General features: G+C 56.7%; 15 protein-coding genes and 2 pseudogenes. 10 read left to right on the top strand and 7 right to left on the bottom strand.

Features of this window, described 5'->3' with window-relative positions; genetic code table 11:
- Positions 1 to 7: 7 nt before the first annotated feature.
- Positions 8 to 1,162, top strand: a complete 1,155-nt coding sequence (glf, locus tag I6E52_RS04730; protein ID WP_197155244.1) for a UDP-galactopyranose mutase — start codon at positions 8 to 10, stop codon at positions 1,160 to 1,162.
- Positions 1,163 to 1,422: 260 nt separating this feature from the next.
- Here glf and I6E52_RS04725 read toward each other — a convergent pair whose 3' ends face one another.
- The 5 genes from I6E52_RS04725 to I6E52_RS04705 form a co-directional block, all read right to left on the bottom strand.
- A complete protein-coding gene (locus I6E52_RS04725) occupies positions 1,423 to 2,139 on the bottom strand; it encodes an IspD/TarI family cytidylyltransferase (protein ID WP_197155242.1) in 717 nt (238 codons plus the stop codon).
- Entirely contained in the window at positions 2,136 to 3,803 is a 1,668-nt protein-coding gene (locus tag I6E52_RS04720; RefSeq protein ID WP_197155241.1) for a CDP-glycerol glycerophosphotransferase family protein, read from the bottom strand. The genes I6E52_RS04725 and I6E52_RS04720 overlap by 4 nt, the downstream gene beginning before the upstream one ends.
- 92 nt (positions 3,804 to 3,895) lie before the next feature.
- Positions 3,896 to 4,054: a hypothetical protein gene (locus I6E52_RS04715; RefSeq protein ID WP_197155240.1), complete on the bottom strand. Its 159-nt coding sequence runs from the start codon at positions 4,052 to 4,054 to the stop codon at positions 3,896 to 3,898.
- A 23-nt stretch (positions 4,055 to 4,077) separates the two neighbouring features.
- On the bottom strand, positions 4,078 to 5,367 hold the full coding sequence (locus I6E52_RS04710) for a CDP-glycerol glycerophosphotransferase family protein (protein WP_197155239.1): 1,290 nt from the start codon (positions 5,365 to 5,367) through the stop codon (positions 4,078 to 4,080).
- Positions 5,364 to 6,704, bottom strand: a complete 1,341-nt coding sequence (locus tag I6E52_RS04705) for a polysaccharide pyruvyl transferase family protein (RefSeq protein WP_197155238.1) — start codon at positions 6,702 to 6,704, stop codon at positions 5,364 to 5,366. Before I6E52_RS04705 ends, I6E52_RS04710 begins: the two co-directional genes overlap by 4 nt.
- 270 nt (positions 6,705 to 6,974) lie before the next feature.
- Between I6E52_RS04705 and I6E52_RS04700 the strand changes: the two are divergent.
- From I6E52_RS04700 to I6E52_RS04685, 4 genes and pseudogenes are all read left to right on the top strand, one after another.
- A pseudogene (locus I6E52_RS04700) lies at positions 6,975 to 7,814 on the top strand (IS481 family transposase); the annotation flags it as partial.
- Positions 7,815 to 7,820: 6 nt separating this feature from the next.
- Positions 7,821 to 9,686, top strand: a complete 1,866-nt coding sequence (locus I6E52_RS04695; RefSeq protein ID WP_197155235.1) for a glycosyltransferase — start codon at positions 7,821 to 7,823, stop codon at positions 9,684 to 9,686.
- Positions 9,687 to 9,941: 255 nt separating this feature from the next.
- Positions 9,942 to 10,799, top strand: a complete 858-nt coding sequence (locus tag I6E52_RS04690) for an ABC transporter permease (protein WP_197155233.1) — start codon at positions 9,942 to 9,944, stop codon at positions 10,797 to 10,799.
- On the top strand, positions 10,792 to 11,559 hold the full coding sequence (locus I6E52_RS04685) for an ABC transporter ATP-binding protein (RefSeq protein ID WP_307842388.1): 768 nt from the start codon (positions 10,792 to 10,794) through the stop codon (positions 11,557 to 11,559). Before I6E52_RS04690 ends, I6E52_RS04685 begins: the two co-directional genes overlap by 8 nt.
- 117 nt (positions 11,560 to 11,676) lie before the next feature.
- Here the strand turns inward: I6E52_RS04685 and I6E52_RS14550 are convergent, their stop codons facing one another.
- Positions 11,677 to 12,081 carry a hypothetical protein gene (locus I6E52_RS14550; RefSeq protein WP_307842387.1) on the bottom strand — a complete coding sequence of 135 codons (405 nt, stop codon included), beginning with the start codon at positions 12,079 to 12,081 and terminating at the stop codon, positions 11,677 to 11,679.
- A 116-nt stretch (positions 12,082 to 12,197) separates the two neighbouring features.
- Between I6E52_RS14550 and I6E52_RS14275 the strand changes: the two are divergent.
- The 5 genes and pseudogenes from I6E52_RS14275 to I6E52_RS04655 all read left to right on the top strand — a co-directional run.
- Positions 12,198 to 12,341: pseudogene (locus I6E52_RS14275) on the top strand (IS3 family transposase); the annotation flags it as partial.
- A gap of 351 nt (positions 12,342 to 12,692) precedes the next feature.
- Positions 12,693 to 13,640 carry a phosphorylcholine transferase LicD gene (locus I6E52_RS04670; RefSeq protein WP_197155231.1) on the top strand — a complete coding sequence of 316 codons (948 nt, stop codon included), beginning with the start codon at positions 12,693 to 12,695 and terminating at the stop codon, positions 13,638 to 13,640.
- A gap of 30 nt (positions 13,641 to 13,670) precedes the next feature.
- A complete protein-coding gene (locus I6E52_RS04665; protein ID WP_197155230.1) occupies positions 13,671 to 14,939 on the top strand; it encodes a polysaccharide pyruvyl transferase family protein in 1,269 nt (422 codons plus the stop codon).
- A gap of 30 nt (positions 14,940 to 14,969) precedes the next feature.
- Positions 14,970 to 15,680 carry a 2-C-methyl-D-erythritol 4-phosphate cytidylyltransferase gene (locus I6E52_RS04660; RefSeq protein ID WP_197155229.1) on the top strand — a complete coding sequence of 237 codons (711 nt, stop codon included), beginning with the start codon at positions 14,970 to 14,972 and terminating at the stop codon, positions 15,678 to 15,680.
- On the top strand, positions 15,658 to 16,755 hold the full coding sequence (locus I6E52_RS04655) for an NAD(P)-dependent oxidoreductase (RefSeq protein ID WP_197155228.1): 1,098 nt from the start codon (positions 15,658 to 15,660) through the stop codon (positions 16,753 to 16,755). The genes I6E52_RS04660 and I6E52_RS04655 overlap by 23 nt, the downstream gene beginning before the upstream one ends.
- A 295-nt stretch (positions 16,756 to 17,050) precedes the next feature.
- Here the strand turns inward: I6E52_RS04655 and I6E52_RS04650 are convergent, their stop codons facing one another.
- Positions 17,051 to 18,340, bottom strand: coding sequence for a nucleotide sugar dehydrogenase (locus I6E52_RS04650; RefSeq protein ID WP_197155227.1), 1,290 nt, complete (start codon positions 18,338 to 18,340; stop codon positions 17,051 to 17,053).
- Between the last annotated feature and the right edge of the window lie 19 nt (positions 18,341 to 18,359).

The raw sequence follows: 18,359 nt of genomic DNA, 5'->3' as shown, positions 1-18,359 counted from the left end.
TTGTACTGTGACTCCTGATTTGCTCGTTGTTGGTTCTGGTTTTTTCGGGCTCACGATTGCGGAGCGCGCCGCGAATGAACTGGGACTCAAGGTGTTGGTCATTGATCGCCGCTCCCACATCGGTGGCAATGCTTACAGCGAGGTTGAGCCGGAGACAGGCATTGAGGTGCACCGCTACGGGGCACACCTATTCCACACCTCGAACAAGCATGTGTGGGATTACGTGACGAAGTTCACGCAGTTCACCGACTACCAGCACCGCGTGTACACCAATCACGGTGGTGAGGTCTTTCCTCTTCCCATCAACTTGGGCACGATCAACCAGTTCTTCCGTGCAGCATTCGGACCGGATGCCGCTCGCGCGCTTGTGGCAGAGCAAGCGTCAGAGTTGGGCGATGCTGAGCCGCAGAACTTGGAAGAGAAGGCGATCTCGCTGATCGGCCGCCCGCTCTACGAAGCATTTATTCGTGACTACACGGCGAAGCAGTGGCAGACAGCCCCGACCGAGTTGCCCGCCGAAGTCATCAGTCGTCTCCCTGTTCGTTACAGCTACGACAACCACTACTTCAGCGACACCTACGAGGGTCTGCCCGTTGACGGTTACACGGCGTGGATCGAACGGATGGCGGATCACCCCAACATCGAGGTGCGCCTAGACACCGATTTCTTTGATGAGTCGCAGCCGGTCAATAAGTCGACGATGGTCGGCCAAGTGCCGATTGTGTACACGGGCCCGATCGATCGTTACTTCGACTTTGCCGAGGGCGAGCTCTCGTGGCGCACGCTCGACTTCGAACAAGAAGTGCTTGAAGTCGGAGACTTCCAGGGCACGCCTGTCATGAACTATGCGGATGCCGATGTGCCGTTCACGCGCATCCACGAGTTCCGTCATTTTCACCCTGAGCGCGATTACCAGTCGGAGAAGACCGTCATCATGCGCGAGTTCTCGCGTTTTGCGGAGCGCGAAGACGAGCCGTACTACCCGGTGAACACGGCAGAGGATCGCGATCGACTCTTGGAATACCGCAAGCATGCGGATGCCGAGGCTGGAGTATTCTTTGGCGGACGCTTGGGCACGTACCAGTACCTCGATATGCACATGGCGATTGCGTCAGCGTTGAGCATGTTCGAGAACAAGCTGCGCCCGGTACTCGCTCGCTGAACCCGTTTCCGTCGCCGTTCGCTTAGCTCGCGCGCTCGCTGAGCCGACTCTAGTTTTCGGTGAAGGAGGGTCGGGTATCTGGTTGGTCGGTGATGATTCGCCCGGTGGGGCTGGTCCATTCGAGTACGCCGGGCGATGTCTGGCGTACTTTCCAGCCGCCGAATTGTAGAGCGTGTGATGCCTGCGACCCAGACAAGCGATGTTTCCTGGCTCTGTTTTGCCGCCGTATTGCCCGTCGATGGTGCGGACAGGTCAAGCGGCTATGCTCCGACTTGGTTGCGTTCCAAGAGATCAAAGAACGTGCGGCACATGTAGTAGTCTTCGGCGGTCGTGATCTTGATGTTCGAGCGAGGGCCATCGACTCGATACAGCGTGTGCTCGTAGCGGCGAAGGAGGCTGGCTGTGTCAATTGAGTCGTTTTCACCCTCACTGACCGCTCGGTCGTAGATATCGATTGCTGTCTCAAGCCGGAGACTTTGCGGTGCTTGGGCGAGGTAGAGAAAGTCTCGTGGCAGCACTTCGTCGATTGTTTCGTGTTCTGACGAGATGACCGTTTCAACGATCTTCGTGCTTGTGATCGCCGGGCCCAAGGAACGAACCGTGCGGATGTTGTCCGAGATGAGGTCCGCATTTATGAGTGGTCGCACACCGTCGTGTAGCAGCACGACCGTGTCTCCGGTCGCGTCGTTGGCAACGGCGCGAAGCGCCTTGTGACGTGATTCCTGCCCCGTTGAGCCGCCTTCGACGATCCAGTTGACTTTAGTTAACCCGTACTGTGATACCAAGCGCGCGAAGCGTTCGCGCCCCTCTGGCACTATCGACACGGCAATGCGATCAATCTCTGGGTGTTCCTGAAAATGCTGGATGGTGTGCACGATTATGGGTGTCCCGTGGATCGCAAGAAACTGCTTCGGCAGCGCAGTTTTCGAGGTCATCCGCGAACCCATACCGCCCGCAAAAATTACTGCAACATTCAAGTTCTTTCATCCTCCTGTGACAGATCTACAGTCTTTGATTCGTGGGTCGAACCTTCGAGTTCATCATCCCGTGCTGAGTTCTCGTGAAATGCGTTACGCGGATCACCGAGGATGAGCCAATCGATCACCCGGTCGGCTGCTCCGGTATCGATTCTGTCGAAGTTCTCTGCGCGGAAGCGTGAGACTTTCGACTGCTCGTACTCTCGGGAAGAGATCGCATCGATGAGGTCCTCGAACGTCGTACAGACACGCCCTGGCGCGGTCTCGTCGTAGGGGCGGTGAAACCCATTCACCGCTGCGTAGTTAACTTCATCGGGCGCGAAGAACAGCATGGGTCGGTCAAGGAGCGAGTATTCGTAGATGATCGAGGAATAGTCGGTGATCAAGAGGTCGGTAACGTGCAGAAGCCTTAGCCCGTCTTCGAAGCGTGTGAAGTCGAAGAAGCGTTCCTGGTGTTGCTCCGGAATCGGTACTTCATTCTTCACAAAGTGATGCATACGGAACAGAACCACAGTATCGGGACCGCACGCTTCGTATAGCGCATCGAAATCGATGAGGCTGTAATCGTAGAATGCGTTCTCGATGTCAGACCCGCGGTAAGTGGGTGCAAAAAGGATAATGCGTTTGTCGCGCAGCTCGGGGTGCGCCGAGTAGAAACCACTGACAAATGTGCGTGTACGTTCTTCGTCGAGGAACAAATCCACGCGGGGCAATCCGGTGGGAATCACCGCGCTCTCTTCGATCCCGAACACCTCGGCGTAGACCGGAACAAGGTTCACTGATCCGGCGATTGCATAGGTGTAATAGCGGTGCGCATCCCAGAGGTTGGGCGAGTCCTGCCTTCCGAACCTGCTGAATCCAACTGATTTGAACCCGCTGCCGGCGTGCCAGAGCTGGATTATCCGTTTCCGGGGGTCGACCTTGAGGCCTTCGAGCATGGGGAAGTAGTCGTCGAGGAGCACGATCTCGCTGGTGGCGATGAGGTAGAGAATGTGGATCGTTGAAGACCAACGCGTGGTGTGGGGAAGACGAAACGAAGTTCGGAGGTCAAACTTCTTGTCGAGCCCACGCTCAACCATGCGCTCGTGGACTCGTTGGAGATTGCCTTCGGTATTCCCCCGTCGGTCTGACGCGAAGAGTATCCGTCCGGGCGTCGGCCCGACTAAGCGTGTGAAAGCGTCAAAGATCCAGCGGGCGTAATGCTGCTTGGCTGCCATGCCGAAAAATTTTTCGTACAATCGCTTGGGAGACAGCGGATGCTCCGATGCTATTGGACTGCGCGACAGCAGAAAACTGCGCAAAAGGAAGTCCAGCTGATCAGCGTTCTCTGCGATGTCGTAGGAGACGGTCAGAGCCGATTGATTTGCATTGAACAAAAACACGCGTGAAGCATCGTCGAGGCGTTCCAGCGCCCGACCGTCGTAGGACGCTACCGGTCCGCCCTGATTGTCTAGGAGTGCTTGAATTCGCCAGATGCCGTCGGGTATCGCGCTGCGGCCTGCAAAGGCTGTGACGTTTAGATGTAATGCATACACACCGGCACCCTCTGACGTCGCCGGTGCTGGCAGCGTGCGCAGGCCGTCGACGAGTTGGAAGGTGATGTTTTGTTCAGCGTTCCGCAGCGGTTCGTTGTCACATCGGGTCAGCAGCACCCGGATAGTCATCTGGACGCGAACCCACCCGATATTGGTGACGGCTAGAGAGTGCGTGGGTTTCGAAAGAGGCGCCGCGTGGTCCGAGTTGGCTGGTTGGAGCACTACGCCACCCGTTCTTCGTGCCAAATAATGGTGCAGTCAAGTCCGGACTCCAACTCTACGTGCGGAGCCCACCCGGTGAAGGGGCGCTCCGTCACCGTCGCATGTTCGCCACTAGGTGTGAGCAAACCACCGACATCGTTGTTGTTTTGTGCAGACATTTTAATGATTCTACGTCACGCGCCTAATGCTCCATGAGTTCCTCAAGCTTGTCCACGATCCGTGGGGCGGCCCGACCGTCATCGACGGATCCGCAATGCTCGAGGAACTGCTCGATCTTGGACTCGTACTCGTGCTGATCGAATGCGGATATGTTCTGAACTAACTCGGCGTTGGAAGTCGCCATACTAAAGGGCGTGTCCTCAACCTCGTGATAGTTGCCGCGAACCGCGTCGAAATTCCTCAGATTTACTCCATACAAGAAGCTGGGCTTCCCCGTTAAGATGTAGTCGCAGACCCAGCTTGAATAGTCTGTTACGCCAACGCTCGCGACCATCATGAGCTCTTGCATGTCCGGGTAGAACGAGACATTGTGGCAGTAAATGGGCAGACCAGCGAACCACTGCTTGGACGAACGCTTGTTGCTCTCGTGGGCCCGAATTAGGAACTCCCAAGTGCCGCCGAACTTGTTCCTTAAGACTTCCCGAAGCCTCTCGAAATCTAGATTACCGAAAGATTGCCCGAAGCTCTTTTCGTCGTGCGTCGGTGCGAACAGCAGGAAATTTTGCCCTGTATCGGTGACATTCAAGCGGGTGAGCACTTTGCGGCGAAGATCGCCAGCGGTCTCGGTGGAACGGTCAAAAAGGATGTCGTTACGTGCATGTCCCAGTTTCAGGACGGGAACACCGGGCCAGTAGGTTTTGTCAAATACATCATCTTCGAACTGGCTGTTAGAGATAAGAAAGTCGGTTTGCCGAGACTGGAGAGCTCTCATCTCGTTGTAGAAATGATCATCGCCACGCGCACCTTCGAGCCGCTTTAGACCCAGTGACCCGTGCCACGTTTGGATCCAATACTGACCCGTGTTTTTCGCCACAGTTTGCAATTGAAGAGTATGACCGTTTTGGACAATGACCTTTGCTCGTGCAGCGGTCTTGTAGAAGTCCTCCGATCCAATGCGAACGAAGCTCATCTCGCTTGGGTGGGGTCCTTGAGAGGACGGGCTCACTGCCCAGACGATGTTGTATGTCGAGCCCCTTCGGATCATTTCTTCGCTGATGTACTTAGCGTTACAGGTGTACTCGCTCTGAAACGTAATGAAGAGAATGATGTTGGGATCCACGGGCGTCTTCTTCGCGAGCCGCTTCCTGGCCGTCCGCGATAGCGCAATATCGATTTTCGAGAATACAAAGCGGTCCAGGACTTTATTGAGGACTCGGATGGACAGCAAAAGGACTTGCAGGGGCAACTTGATGACCGAGAAGAAACGGTTCGCGAGGGTCGAAACATAGTGACCGCTGATCAGCCGGCTCAACGTTCTTCACCGCCAGTTCCGTCGAGATCGTCTAGGAACGAGCCAATATGGCTAAAGGTTTTCTGCTTGAGAGTATCCCTCGTCGTTGTATCAATTTTCAAAGATTCGCTCTTGATAAGTAGTTGCACGATCGTCCTATAGTCGAGTTCTTCTTCGTTGAAGTAAGCATCCCGTTCACCAAGAAGGTGAGCCAGGAAGTCGATCTTTTCGCTCCATATCAACCCGACCTTTGGAATGTCTAGTGCATAGGCAACAATGCCCGCATGCATCCTCGCGGCAAGAATCACCTTGAAATCAGTCATCGTCGCCAAGAACTCGACTGAACTCTCTGGCCGCCTTATCAACCGGTTCTGGGGCAGATTCATGGCAGCGACCAGCTGTTCACCGAAGCGCTGATCCACTTCCATTCCATTCGAGAACAGGTAGAAGTCGACTCCTTGAATGTTCAGTTCTTGGATGAGATTCTTATAAAAGTTGGCGATCTTGAAGGAATCGGCTTCACCGCCATACTCCTTGTAGTTGTCCGGGTTGATCAAATTGATGCCCACGTTCACTGCGTCGGACCGCTTTTCGATCGAGAAGGCGTCTTGAAGCCAGAACACCGGATCGCCGACGAGGTCGCTGATGATGCTCTTGTTTGTGATGTACGAATTGCGCAATGTTGTCAGGTCGTCTCGGGTCGTGATGACCCGGACGACATCTGAGTTGAGCGCTCGCTTGAGCCGTCGACTGCGAATATCGTTTGGATCGTACCCCTCGACACCAACGGCATTGAACATCACTGGGATATTGCGTTTCTCCGCGATCTTGATGATCTGTTCATCCAAGTAGTTCAATCCCTGAGTTTTGAACTTGATGAATCCGCCGCCCGCAATCACGAGGCCATCGAGTGATTGCATGACCTCTTTGTAGTACCAGTTCACCTTCAGCCACCACATGAAGTACTCGTAGAAATACTGAAACGTTCGCAGTCGGATGATGGAAAAGACCATCTTCCGATTCCGGAGGAGGAGTACATGCAGGTACAGGTTGATTCGGCGCCGACCCTGAAAGATAAGAGGATCTCGAGGATCGACATCTACATCCTGCAGAGAAATGTCAGGAGAGTGCTTCTTGAGCAAGAACTTGGCACTTTCAACCAAGAGATAGTCACCGATGTTCTCGTTGCTGAACAGCCCGACCACGCCTACCCGTTTACGTATCGTCTTGATAGTCGCACCTCCGAGGTATCGATATGTTGTTGTCGTTCGAACCCGTGGCTCGACAAAACGTAAAGGAATCATTTTCACATAGCCGGATGAAGCCGCTGGACAAACCGGGCATCCGGGTTGATTCATGCTTCGGCAACGCCAGCCACTACCGAGCAGTCGTTTCGCCGAAAGCGGCCGGTAGCCTAACGCACACTGGCGGGAATGCCCCTCACTTGCCCGAGGCTGCGATCGCGATATCGCATTAACTCTATGCCATGGACCCTTGTGCAGCAGCGATACGAGCGGTCAGCGTGGTGCCGTCTCTATTCAAGCCCCAGCCGCTTATCTGATGGGACAGGGCACTTTCAGGTTGGTGTTAAGTAGCTCGATGATCGCGTGACCGCGGTGGGTTTATGTGCGGCTCGCTATCGGTCGAATCAGCCGACGATTGATGGTTCCTCGCGGCCGTACACGTTTCCCAACCGATGGTCAGCTCGGCTTGAACATCACATCGTCGCACTGCGGTTCAATCGCCGCCGGGGTCCGCACCGGATTGGCTATCACCTTGGCATTAACCGATCGACGGTCGAGAAGGTCCTGGTGCGCTATCGGATGCCAAAGCTGATCTATCTCGACCAAGCCACCGGTCTTCCCGTGCGTCGGCTAAAAGCCGTCCGCTATGAGAAGGCCACTCCCGGTGAGCTGGTGCACGTTGATATCAGGGAACAAGGCCGGATTCCTGATGGCGGCGGACATCGGGTCCTAGGCCGGGCGGCGGGTAATAGAAACAACACCGGACACGGTCGACCCGGGCGCGGGTATTCTTGTCTGCACTCCGCCGTCGACGACCATTCCCGGCTCGCTTACTCAGAATTATTGAGTGATGAGAGCAAAGAAACCGCTGCCGAATTCTGGCTTCGGGCTAACGCGTTCTTCGCCGCCGCCAGTATCACGGTCACCGCGGTGATGACGGATAGCGGGGCCTGTTACCGATCGCGAAACTTTGCGGCTGCTCTCAGCAGCATCAAGCATGTTTGGATGCCTCCATACCGGCCACAAACCAGCGGAAAAGTCGAACGATTCAACCGAACCCTCGCAACCGAATGGGCCGACGCCGCAACCTATCGCAGCGACGAAGCCCGAGCCGCCGAATATCCCACCTGGCTCCACCACTACAATTTTCACAGACCCCACACCGGCATCGGCGGCCAAACACCATCAGACCGCGTTCACAACCTCAGTGGGAACTACAACTAGGACACGATGACATTGAGCACCCCAGCAACCGCAACCGTTCAGTGCGTTATGTTTCCGGTCGGAGATATCGACGAGTTGGCTCCGCTCTACGTCGACGTCAAAGACAGCGGAAAGGTCACCGTACTCGACCGCCGCACAATACGGCTCGATGCGGGGACTACCGTGTCGTTTGCCACCTACTTCAATGCTTTTCCCGCGTCCTATTGGCAGCGGTGGACGTCCGTCCGCGAAACGATACTTTGTGTCAGCACCAAGGGGCGCGGAGTTGTGACAGTAATGCGTTCGGATGAGAACGGTACGCAACGCCCGATGCAGGTCACCGCGGTCGCGGGTGCGACGGAGTCAACCTTCTCTCTTCCGCTCACAGGTTTCGACGATGGTGGCTGGTATTGGTTCGACGTGCAAGCCGAAGGAGATATCGAAGTCACGGACAGCCGCTGGGCCGTCACCGAGGACCCGGTGACGACCGGCCTAGTTTCGCTCGGCATCACCACGTTCAACAAGCCCGACTACTGCGTGGCAACTCTCAACGTGCTCGCGGACGCTCCCGAAACCCTGCGTGAGATCGACCGAATCTTCATCATCGATCAGGGCACCCGCAAGGTCACCGCAGAGGCGGGTTACGACGCTGTCGCCGTGGCGCTAGGTGAGCAACTCGCGGTGATCGAGCAATCGAACCTGGGCGGTTCGGGCGGGTTCTCGCGCGGCATGGCCGAAACCCTGAAGCGCGACAGCTCCGACTTCGTCATGCTGCTCGACGATGACGTCGAAATCGAGCCTGAAAGCGTCCTGCGGGCAGTGTGGTTCGCTCGCTACTGCGTGAGCCCGGCTATCGTCGGTGGGCACATGCTCGACCTGGGCAAGCGAACCGTCTTGCATGCCTACAGCGAAGTCGTGGACGAGCGGCCGTTCATGTGGGGACCCCCAGACCGTGCACACGAACGTCACGACTTTGCGGAGTCCTCACTGCGAGAGACATCGTGGCTGCATCGACGAGAAGACAGCGACTTTAACGGCTGGTGGATGTGCCTAATCCCTATCGCTGTCATCCGCGACATCGGCCTCGCGCTGCCGGTGTTTATCAAATGGGACGACGCAGAGTACGGACTGCGGGCGGGAGAAGCCGGATACCCGACTGTGTCACTGCCGGGTGTCGCACTCTGGCACGTCTCTTGGGTTGACAAAGACGACACCATCGACTGGCAGGCATACTTCCACGCCCGCAACCGACTCATCGCGGCCCTCCTGCACTCGAGTTTTCGGCGGGGCGGCTCCCTCCTCAACGAATACCGCAAACAAGACCTCAAGCATTTGCTTTCGCTGCAGTACTACCCCGTCGCGCTCCGCCTTCAGGCTATGCGCGACGTGCTGGCCGGACCACAACACCTCCACGAGATGATGCCGAATCGGCTGGCGGAACTTCGTGCGTGGGCAGCCGACTATCCGGAGATGGCGGTCTACGATTCGGCGACAGCTCCGAAGAGCCTCGAGGGACGGTTGTCGTATCCACCGACGGATGGGAAGGGGCCGCGTGGCGCGGCCCTGGCGCTGTTCACCTTCCGAGCGGCACTTCGGCACTGGTTCGCCCGCACCCCACAAGCTTTGGTCGAACGCCCAGAGCAGAGACTGAGTAAGCGTGATGCGACTTGGTGGCGGCTACCCGGATTCGACAGCGTGCTGGTGGACACCGCCGACTCTCAGGGATCGTCATGGTATCGCCGCGATCGCGCCAGGTTCCGCTCACTCCTGCGCGAAAGCATTCGCCTTAACCGCCAAATCGAACAGAACTGGGACGACTTGCGAAACCGGTATCGTCAGCAGGCGAGCGACATCACATCCCCGGAGGTTTGGAAGCAAACCTTTCGGCAATGAGTTCGCTTCTTCGCTACTGGAGGAATCCTGAGAGTCGCGAATAGTTTTCGAGACCGTAACGAAAGACGGCACCGCGCGCCGCACAAGAGGAGTGCTTCTCGATATTCCACTTCCGGAATGCCTTATGAATATGGCGCCGGCCTGACGGTAGTTCACTCGATTAAGTACGTAAGCAGACTGGCCTGACTCAGCCTGTATAGTAGGGGAGCAGCTTGGGCCCGTCTTCGCTGCGAGCGGGTATATCGGAGGAGTCAGGTGATCGAGGAAAGTCCTTCTGTGCTCGCTGGGCGATATGGATTGATTCGAGTAGGCCTTCGCCCTCGTTTCGGGAAGTACCTCGCAGACACGTGGAGACGGCGCAACTTTGCTCGCACCCTGGCGAAGTATCGCATCCAGTCCGAGAACGAACGCAACCGGCTCGGCATGGCATGGGTCGTCGTTAAGCCGCTCCTTAATGCGCTAATTTACGGACTCGTTTTTGGTTTCATTCTGAACAGCGACAGCCGTCCGGAAAACTTCATTGCCTTCCTGCTTGTCGGAGTGTTCTTTTTCGAGTACTTCGGGAACTCAATCGGGCAAGGATCCAAGGCCATAATCAGCAACACTCGACTTGTACGCAGCCTGAGTTTCCCCCGCATTCTCCTGCCGATCGCGGTGCTCTTGGAGCAGCTTTACAGAATGGTGCCAATTTTGGGCGTCCTGGGAGTGTTGCTCTTGCTTTTCGGCGAGCCCCTCAGGTGGTCCTGGCTGCTCGTCATTCCAATAATCTTGATGATGTCGTTCTTCAACGCCGGGATTGCCATGATCGTGGCCCGAATGTCGGTGCACCTCCGTGACATTAAGCAGGTTATTCCTGTCGTGTCGCGAATCGTGTTCTACACCAGCGGCATCTTCTATTCCATCGATCTGATATTAGCTCACAGGCCAGATCTGCTCCTGATTGTTCATCTGACGCCAGTTTATGAGTACATCAGTCTTGCGCGAAATGTCCTTCTTGCTGACTCGCCCATCGACCCTTCGCTGTGGCTCTGGGCGGCGCTGTGGGCAGCAGGAACTTTCGTTTTCGGGGTTGTTTTCTTCTGGCGAGCTGAGGAACGGTACGGACGTGACTGACGAGGAAAAACTCATGCTGGATTCGGGTACTCGTCCGACCATCATTGTGGACGATGTGCATGTGCGTTATCGGACGTACGCCTCAGGAAAGCCATCGGAGGGTGGCAAGTCACTGACATCCCGAAAGACTCGAGGCATACGCGAAGTGCACGCACTCAAGGGTGTATCGTTCACCGCGTTTCAAGGCGAAAGCATCGGCGTAATTGGGCACAACGGGTCTGGTAAGTCCACCTTGCTGCGGACAGTGGCGGGCCTCACGCCGGCGTCTTCAGGCGTTGTGTATGCGGAAGACCAGCCTGCTTTGCTGGGGGTGAACGCCGCATTGTTGAACGAACTTTCCGGCGATAAGAACGTGCGTTTGGGTGGACTCGCCCTCGGTTTTTCAGAAGCAGAAATGCGGGAAAAATACGGGTCCATTGTGGAATTCGCCGGTTTGGAAGAATTCATCCAGTACCCGATGCGCACCTATTCGTCCGGTATGTCTGCGCGGTTACGGTTCGCCATTGCGGCGTCCAAGAACCACTCGATTCTCCTCATTGATGAGGCGCTTTCTGTCGGAGATAAGAAGTTTCGAAAAAAGAGCGAGCAGCGCATCAAAGAAATGCAGAACGCGGCAGGAACTGTAATGCTGGTGAGTCATTCCATCAGTACGATTCTGGAAGCCTGCTCTAGGGTTCTCTGGATTGACAAGGGTAATCTTCGGATGAACGGTGACCCAAAGGAAGTGTGCGAGGCCTACCTCAGCCACGCAAACCAGTGAATTGAACCGAATAGGGCGAGGTTGACGGAACAGTCCGCCTGACTCACCATTCCGAGTGGCCGGGCCAACGTTGGGTAAGTTGACCTTTCGATAAGGCCTTGCCGATAACCGGGTATGTCACGCCCGACCATCGCTCCGCTGAGCTAATTCGTCCAGCTTTCTGTACTCGGCATGGTCTGCCCAAACCACTGCAGCCGCCGCCGTCTCACCGAGGACAACCACCGGCTCGCCACTGAGATCATCATGGGTGCCCTCGAGGAGACCGATCGTGTAGTCAGGCATGCCGGCATTCGCTTCGCGTGCAGCTCGTATCAGAGGGGCATCCGGATCATTCCGGAGGTATAGCCGGGGATAGGCCGGGATAGTGCGCCCGTCGCCCGCAATGAACCCGGAGTGACGATCGAGCACATCGCGAAAGATTTTGGCGTTAACGCGATGACCTTGCAGAAATGGTTGCAGCGTGCCGCAGTCGATGATGGAGCCAAACCCGGCCAGACGCGAACGGAGGGCGCCGAGTTCCATGAAGCTCTCTCGCCAGCCCTACTACCGGTGGCCGGGCGACCCCATAGATCGTCGAGGTGTATCGGGTGAACGTGCTGTTCCACGCCCACCACGATGCCCCAGAGCTAGGCCGCCGTCTCTTCGCGGTCAAAGGCATGTTCTCGAACCGGATCGTCGGCTACTCGATCGACTCCAGGGTGAAGTCGTAGCTGGTCGTTAACGCGCTGGAGAATGCCATCGCGAGGAGAGGGGACGTCGCCGGTTGTGCGGTCCACAGCGATTGAGTCGAGGATGACGTTACGCCGAGAAACCGTGCCCATACCAGTGGTTCTTTGGGGAAGGTGCTGATTTTCTCGGTTCAACGTTTTCAATCCCTGATCGAGTGTGAGGCCCTCGGGAACACGTTGGCCACAGTGGCTGCGTGACGACAAACTGCTACCTTACAGGGTTGCAGACCGGGTCTGGGGTATGGTTGAGCACTGCGAGACCAGTTGCCCCGATCTGTCGGGATGCAACGGACGCGCGGCTGGGTGTATGAAGCGATGGACCCGCTGTGGAACCCGGCGATTGTCTCCTGTGATACGCGCGGCCTTTGTGCCGTGAAAAACTAACCGAAGGAGCCCGGCAGAAAAATGCGGGAGTACGACTACAGCGACCTTAAGGACCTTGCGTCCGATTCGGACCACAAAGAACACATGCTCGCAATTTTGGTCGAGTTCGACAGATTCTGTGAAGAGCATGGCCTGACGTACTACCTCTCCGGCGGCACCTTGCTTGGAGCCGTCCGGCATAAGGGATTTATCCCTTGGGACGACGACATCGACGTCAACATGCCAAGGTCCGATTGCGAGAAGCTTATGAAGCTGTCCGGTGGTCGTATCGGAGACTTCGAGCTTGTGGCTCCGAGTCCATCGCCCAAGTACTTTGCCTACCACTGGAAGCTGTACTCCGAGTCGATCCTGATTGCGAAGCGAAAAGCAGGTGGAATCGGTAGCAAGGTGTACCCGATCTTCCTGGACATCTTTCCCATCGAGGGCCTGCCCGACACAGAAGCAAAGAATGACGAACACTACGCCGAGATCAGGCGCCGGAAGAATCGGGTAAGTCACGCGCGAAATATAGGGCGGTACCATGGACCGAATCCATATCGCTTCCTCCGCAACCGTCTGGCAGCTCGCATTTACAGCACCGTCGGCGTGCAGTCGCTCTTCGATAAGGTCATCGACCTCGCGGCCTCGATAAAGCTCGAAGACTCTGACTACATCGGCGTAATGATGACCAACGTCCATACGACCGAAGAACGCGTCCTGAAGTCCGAGTATTCTCCCGTGATTAAGATGGAGTTCGAAGGGCACATGCTTTCCTGCCCCGCGGGATACGACACGTATCTTCGCCAGCTATATGGGGCGAACTACATGGAGTGGTTGCCTGTGTTCCAGCGAATCCCACGCCACAACTTCGCGACTTTCCTCTCATATACTGAAGGGGAGAAGCCATTGGTGACCTATGCGCAGCCGGAGGCCATGGATTCTAAAACGCCGATCGCCGACGACGAAGACATGCTTGACGATGTGGAGTGACGTATTCCGAAAAGCGAAAGGGCTAAGACAGTGAAGATCGCTATATGCGGGCTGGTGAAGAGCGAGAATCTCGGGGAGATGTTCATCGCGCGGAGCTTGGAGTACTTGATCTCAGACGGACTTCAGCAAGCTGAGCCGGGCATCGAAATCGAGTATGTGGAGGTCGACCTTCTCGGGCGGAATGACACGATCTTCGAGATCGACGATGCCCGCGAACGGCGACTTCGCAACTATCATCAGTACAGCGAGAAGGGGCGATTCACTGAAAAAGTGTTCCTGTACTTGCAGCGAAAGGGCCGGGAGGCTGAGTCCAAGTCGCTACAAAATCTGATCAGCAGGACTCGGCACCTGATCTGGAAGTTTGGCCGCAACTACCGCAAGCGGTTGGTGAGCTACTTCGACCTGAAGCTCGAAGGGGTCGACTACATCGTCATCGATGGCGCCGGTCTCCTTGAGTACAGCTATAACGAGTACCACTGGTCATTGCTGCTCATCAGCGAGTACGCGGAGCGGCACAATCTCGAAGTGGTCTATAACGCCATTGGAAGAGCCGGTGCGTTCGATGAGCGGGACTTCGGAAGCACGATCCTCAAAAGGGCGCTCCAGTCTCCGGCCGTCACGTACGTGTCGGCCAGAGACAATCTGGACGCAGTCCAAGCGTGCGCTGGCCCGGGGCACAAGGTAAAGTTGCTCGCAGACTCGGCTTTTTGGATGAAGGAAGCCTACGCGATCGACACCGGCGTAGAGCGAAACAAGATCGGTATCGGCCTCATCCGCGGTAACTCACTGCAAGGCTATGGGGTCAGTTTCGGCGCGAAGCAATGGGTGACTCTTTTCGCCGGCATCGCGACGACTCTTCGCGAGCGCGGATACGATTTTGAGTTCTTCACGAACGGGCTGCCAGGTGACGTCAAATTGGGTAAACGAGTCCTCAAGAGACTCCACCTGCCGGATTCTTATCTGGTCGATAGGCCGGTTGACGATGCTGTCCTGTGCGAAACGATCAATGGCTATGAGGCCATCATCACCTGTCGGATGCACTCATCCATCGCGGCGTTCACCATGGGTGTGCCATCCGTGATCCTGTCGTGGAACGACAAGGTCGAGAAGCTGATGACGATCATCGGGTACCCTGAGCGAGCCATCCAGCAGAAGGACTTCCAGCCGGACCTTATTGTTGATCGCATGGAGAAAGCGAAGAGCGAGGGAATCGACCCTGAACTTCTCTCTGCGATGAAAGATAAGGCACAAGAGAGCGTCACTGACTACCTCGATAGGATCCTCAATGTCCGTAACTGAGCACTGTTCGATGTCTTCTGGAGGTTTGCGATGATTACGGCACTGTTGACGGCAGCGGGAACCGGCTCACGGATGAAACAGGACATCCCGAAGCAGTTCATGCACGTAAAGAATAAGCCGCTGATCGTCTACACCCTGGAGGCATTTCAAGCCCATCCGTCCATTGATGCGATCGTCGTCGTCACAATCCCGTCATGGATCGACGTCGTGAGGGCGTATGCGAAACAGCACGGAATCACGAAGTTGCAGGCTATCGTTCCGGGCGGCGCGAGTGGTCAGGAGTCGATCAGAAACGGTTTAGAGAAGATCAGGGAAGATGGGGCTTCGGATGACGATATCGTGATGATCCATGACGGGAACCGCTGTCTGGTCTCGTCGGAGATCATCTCTGATAATGTCGCCGTGTTCAAAGCCAACGGCAGCGCAGTTGCTGCTATTCCTTGCGTCGAAGCTGTGTTCAGGAGTCATGACGAGGGAGTGTCGTCGACGGTTTCCATTCCCCGCGAGCAGTTGTTTCGAACCCAGACACCGCATTCATACACGCTAGGAAAGCTCATGTGGGCTCACGAGCAGGCGAAGCTTCAGGGCGTCGAAGACACAGCGGCATCATGCGTGCTCATGCAGGAGCTCGGCGAGACGGTATATTTCTCGGCCGGTTCGGAACAGAACCTGAAGATCACCACCATGGACGATCTCTATATCTTCGAGTCGGTACTCGATGCCCGGAAGCACCTTTGGTGAAATGATGGCTGGCAGCAGTTCGTATTGGGACGATCTTCGTACGGCGTTGGCGTGCGTCCCCGACGCAAGCAAGCTCCACGGCACGCGCATTCTTGTGACCGGAGCGACCGGTGTGGTCTGCTCTTCAATTGTCGACATTCTTCTCTTCATGAATCGGGAACACGGCGCGAATATCACAGTTTTCGTAGCGGGTCGCAGTGAGCAGGCCGCCGCAGAGCGGTTTGATGCTTTCGCGGCCGGGGACGCTGGCGTTATCTTCGTGCCGTACGATGCGACGTCGAGTGAAGGAGTCGCACTTGCGTCGGATATTGACTACATAATCCACGGTGCAAGCAACGCGAACCCGACCCTGTACTTAGACCGACCTGTAGAGACGATGCTCGCAAACATCCTCGGGCTGTCAACTATGTTCGACCTTGCTCGGGCCAAGTCCGCCAAAAAGGTCCTATATATCTCCTCAAGCGAAGTCTACGGACAGCGGGAGGGTACGCACCCGTATGCGGAGAACGACTTCGGCTACCTTGACATCTTGAATGAGCGTGCAGGCTATCCGTCATCCAAGCGAGCGGGAGAGTCTCTGTGCGTCGCTTATGGCATGGAGTACGGTATCGAATCTGTGATCGTGAGGCCGGGACATATCTACGGACCGTCTGTTCGGAGCTCGGATAATCGCGCCTCGGCGGAGTTCACCCGAAAGGCTGTCGCGGGGAACGACGTGGTCTTGAGGAGCAAAGGCAACCAGCTCCGCTCTTACTGCTACTCCCTCGATTGCGCATCCGCGATCCTCACCGTGCTCCTCCATGGAGAGCGGGCGAACGCCTACAACATCTCGAATCCACAGTCCATCTGCACGATCAGTGATATCGCGGAGGTCATTGCGGAGGCCGGAGGGGTAGAGGTCCTCTACGACACCTCAGCAGAAGCAGGGCCGAACGTCCCGAGCCTGATGCAGAATTCATCGCTGGCGTCGGATAAGTTAGAGGCGTTGGGATGGAAACCTGCCTTCGACCTTGAGCGCGGCGTCGGCAGGATGATGTCGGTGCTGAAAGAACCCGGCGGGCCATTCTCGGTCTAGCGGCACTAGTCACGGCATTTCATCAGGTCCCGCCGCCGACCAATCGGTCGAAATGCTAATCCCTATCGCCGTCGCGCGCTTATGCCTCTCCAATAACTCGGTAAGCGGCATCTGGTCATTGTTCTACTGAACTGATACAGCGCCCATCGGCGAAGGTCTTGATGCCGGAAAGGTCTGCCGGCGGGAGTCCACGGTATTCGGCGCGATCAGCCTGCACCACCGCGGCTTCCACCGCGTCACCAAGGTGGTACGGGGTGAAGCCCGAAGCCGGCGAGGTACTGAAAGCCTCTACGCGCTATGCAGTGCCAATCACGCGGTAGGTTGCCTCGGGCCACTGGGTCGCCGAACTGACCCGACGTCCATCAATGAACGTGCGGATGCCCGGAAGTTGCTCGGGCGTCACCGTGCGGTACTCCGCGTGGTCGGCCTGCACCACCACAGCATCTAGGGATTCACCCCAGTGGTACGGGGTGAATCCGAGAGCGGCAAGTTCGTCATCTGTGTAAAGCGGGTCTTGCACGCTCACAATGGCGCCACGAGCCTCTAGCGCGGCCACCGTGGGGAAAACGCCCGAGAATGCGGTCTCCTTGACCCCACCGCGGTACGCAGCGCCGAGCACTGCGACGCGCTGGCCAGAGAGGTCGCCGTGAGCGCCTTCTAGCATTCCAACGGCGTATTCAGGCATACCGGCGTTCGCCTCGCGGGCGGCACGCACGACGGTGGCGTCGGGGTCGTTCCATAGGTAGAGACGCGGGTAAACCGGAATGCAGTGTCCGCCAACCGCAATTCCGGGCTGGTGGATGTGGCTGAACGGTTGCGAATTCGTGGCCTCGATGACCTGATAGATGTCGATACCCGTCTTGTCCGCAAACCGAGCGAACTGATTGGCGAGGCCGATGTTTACATCGCGGTAGGTGGTCTCGGCGAGCTTAGCGAGCTCGGATGCTTCGGCTGATCCGAGATCCCAGACACCGTTGGGGCGCTTGAGGTCGGGGCGCTCGTCGAAGTCGAGAACAGCGTTGTAGAAGTCGGTGGCGCGAGCCGCGCCCTCGTCAGAGAGCCCGCCTATGAGCTTCGGGTACTTGCGGAGGTCTTCAAACACGCGACCCGTCAGCACTCGCTCGGGCGAGAACACCAGGTGGAAGTCGGTGCCCTCGGTCAGGCCAGAAACTTCTTCGAGCAGCGGTTTCCAACGCGTGCGCGTCGTGCCGACCGGCAGTGTGGTCTCGTAGGAGACGAGAGTGCCAGGAGTCAGATGCTCGCCAAGTGAGCGGGTCGCGACATCCATCCAGCCAAAGTCGGGGTTGGCGTCATTGTCGACGAAGAGTGGAACGACCAGCACTACTGCATCAGCGCCGGGGATCGCGTCGGCATAGTCGGTGGTCGCGCGCAGCTTGCCTGACGGTACTAGTTCGCTCAGGCGCTCTTGCAGGTGGGCTTCACCGGGGAACGGCTCGATGCCCTTGTTGATGAGATCAACAAAGCTCGCGTTGATGTCTACTCCTACGACTTCGTGGCCCTTTGAAGCGAATTGAACGGCCAAAGGGAGGCCAATTTTGCCGAGAGCAACTACCGCAATTTTCACGAAACCGAGTCCTTAGAGT

Origin of the sequence: Salinibacterium sp. NG253 (genome assembly GCF_015864945.1) — a bacterium.
Lineage (GTDB): Bacteria > Actinomycetota > Actinomycetes > Actinomycetales > Microbacteriaceae > Rhodoglobus.
Note: the sequence above shows the minus strand (reverse complement) of the source record. Positions and strands in the feature narration are given on the sequence as shown.

Bases quoted from the DNA above. Each gene is read 5' to 3' on its own strand.
- I6E52_RS04720 (WP_197155241.1), bottom strand. From the start codon at position 3,803: ATGACTATCCGGGTGCTGCTGACCCGATGTGACAACGAACCGCTGCGG.
- I6E52_RS04715 (WP_197155240.1), bottom strand. From the start codon at position 4,054: ATGTCTGCACAAAACAACAACGATGTCGGTGGTTTGCTCACACCTAGT.
- I6E52_RS04705 (WP_197155238.1), bottom strand. From the start codon at position 6,704: ATGAATCAACCCGGATGCCCGGTTTGTCCAGCGGCTTCATCCGGCTAT.
- I6E52_RS04695 (WP_197155235.1), top strand. From the start codon at position 7,821: ATGACATTGAGCACCCCAGCAACCGCAACCGTTCAGTGCGTTATGTTT.
- I6E52_RS14550 (WP_307842387.1), bottom strand. From the start codon at position 12,081: ATGGAACTCGGCGCCCTCCGTTCGCGTCTGGCCGGGTTTGGCTCCATC.
- I6E52_RS04670 (WP_197155231.1), top strand. From the start codon at position 12,693: ATGCGGGAGTACGACTACAGCGACCTTAAGGACCTTGCGTCCGATTCG.
- I6E52_RS04660 (WP_197155229.1), top strand. From the start codon at position 14,970: ATGATTACGGCACTGTTGACGGCAGCGGGAACCGGCTCACGGATGAAA.
- I6E52_RS04655 (WP_197155228.1), top strand. From the start codon at position 15,658: ATGCCCGGAAGCACCTTTGGTGAAATGATGGCTGGCAGCAGTTCGTAT.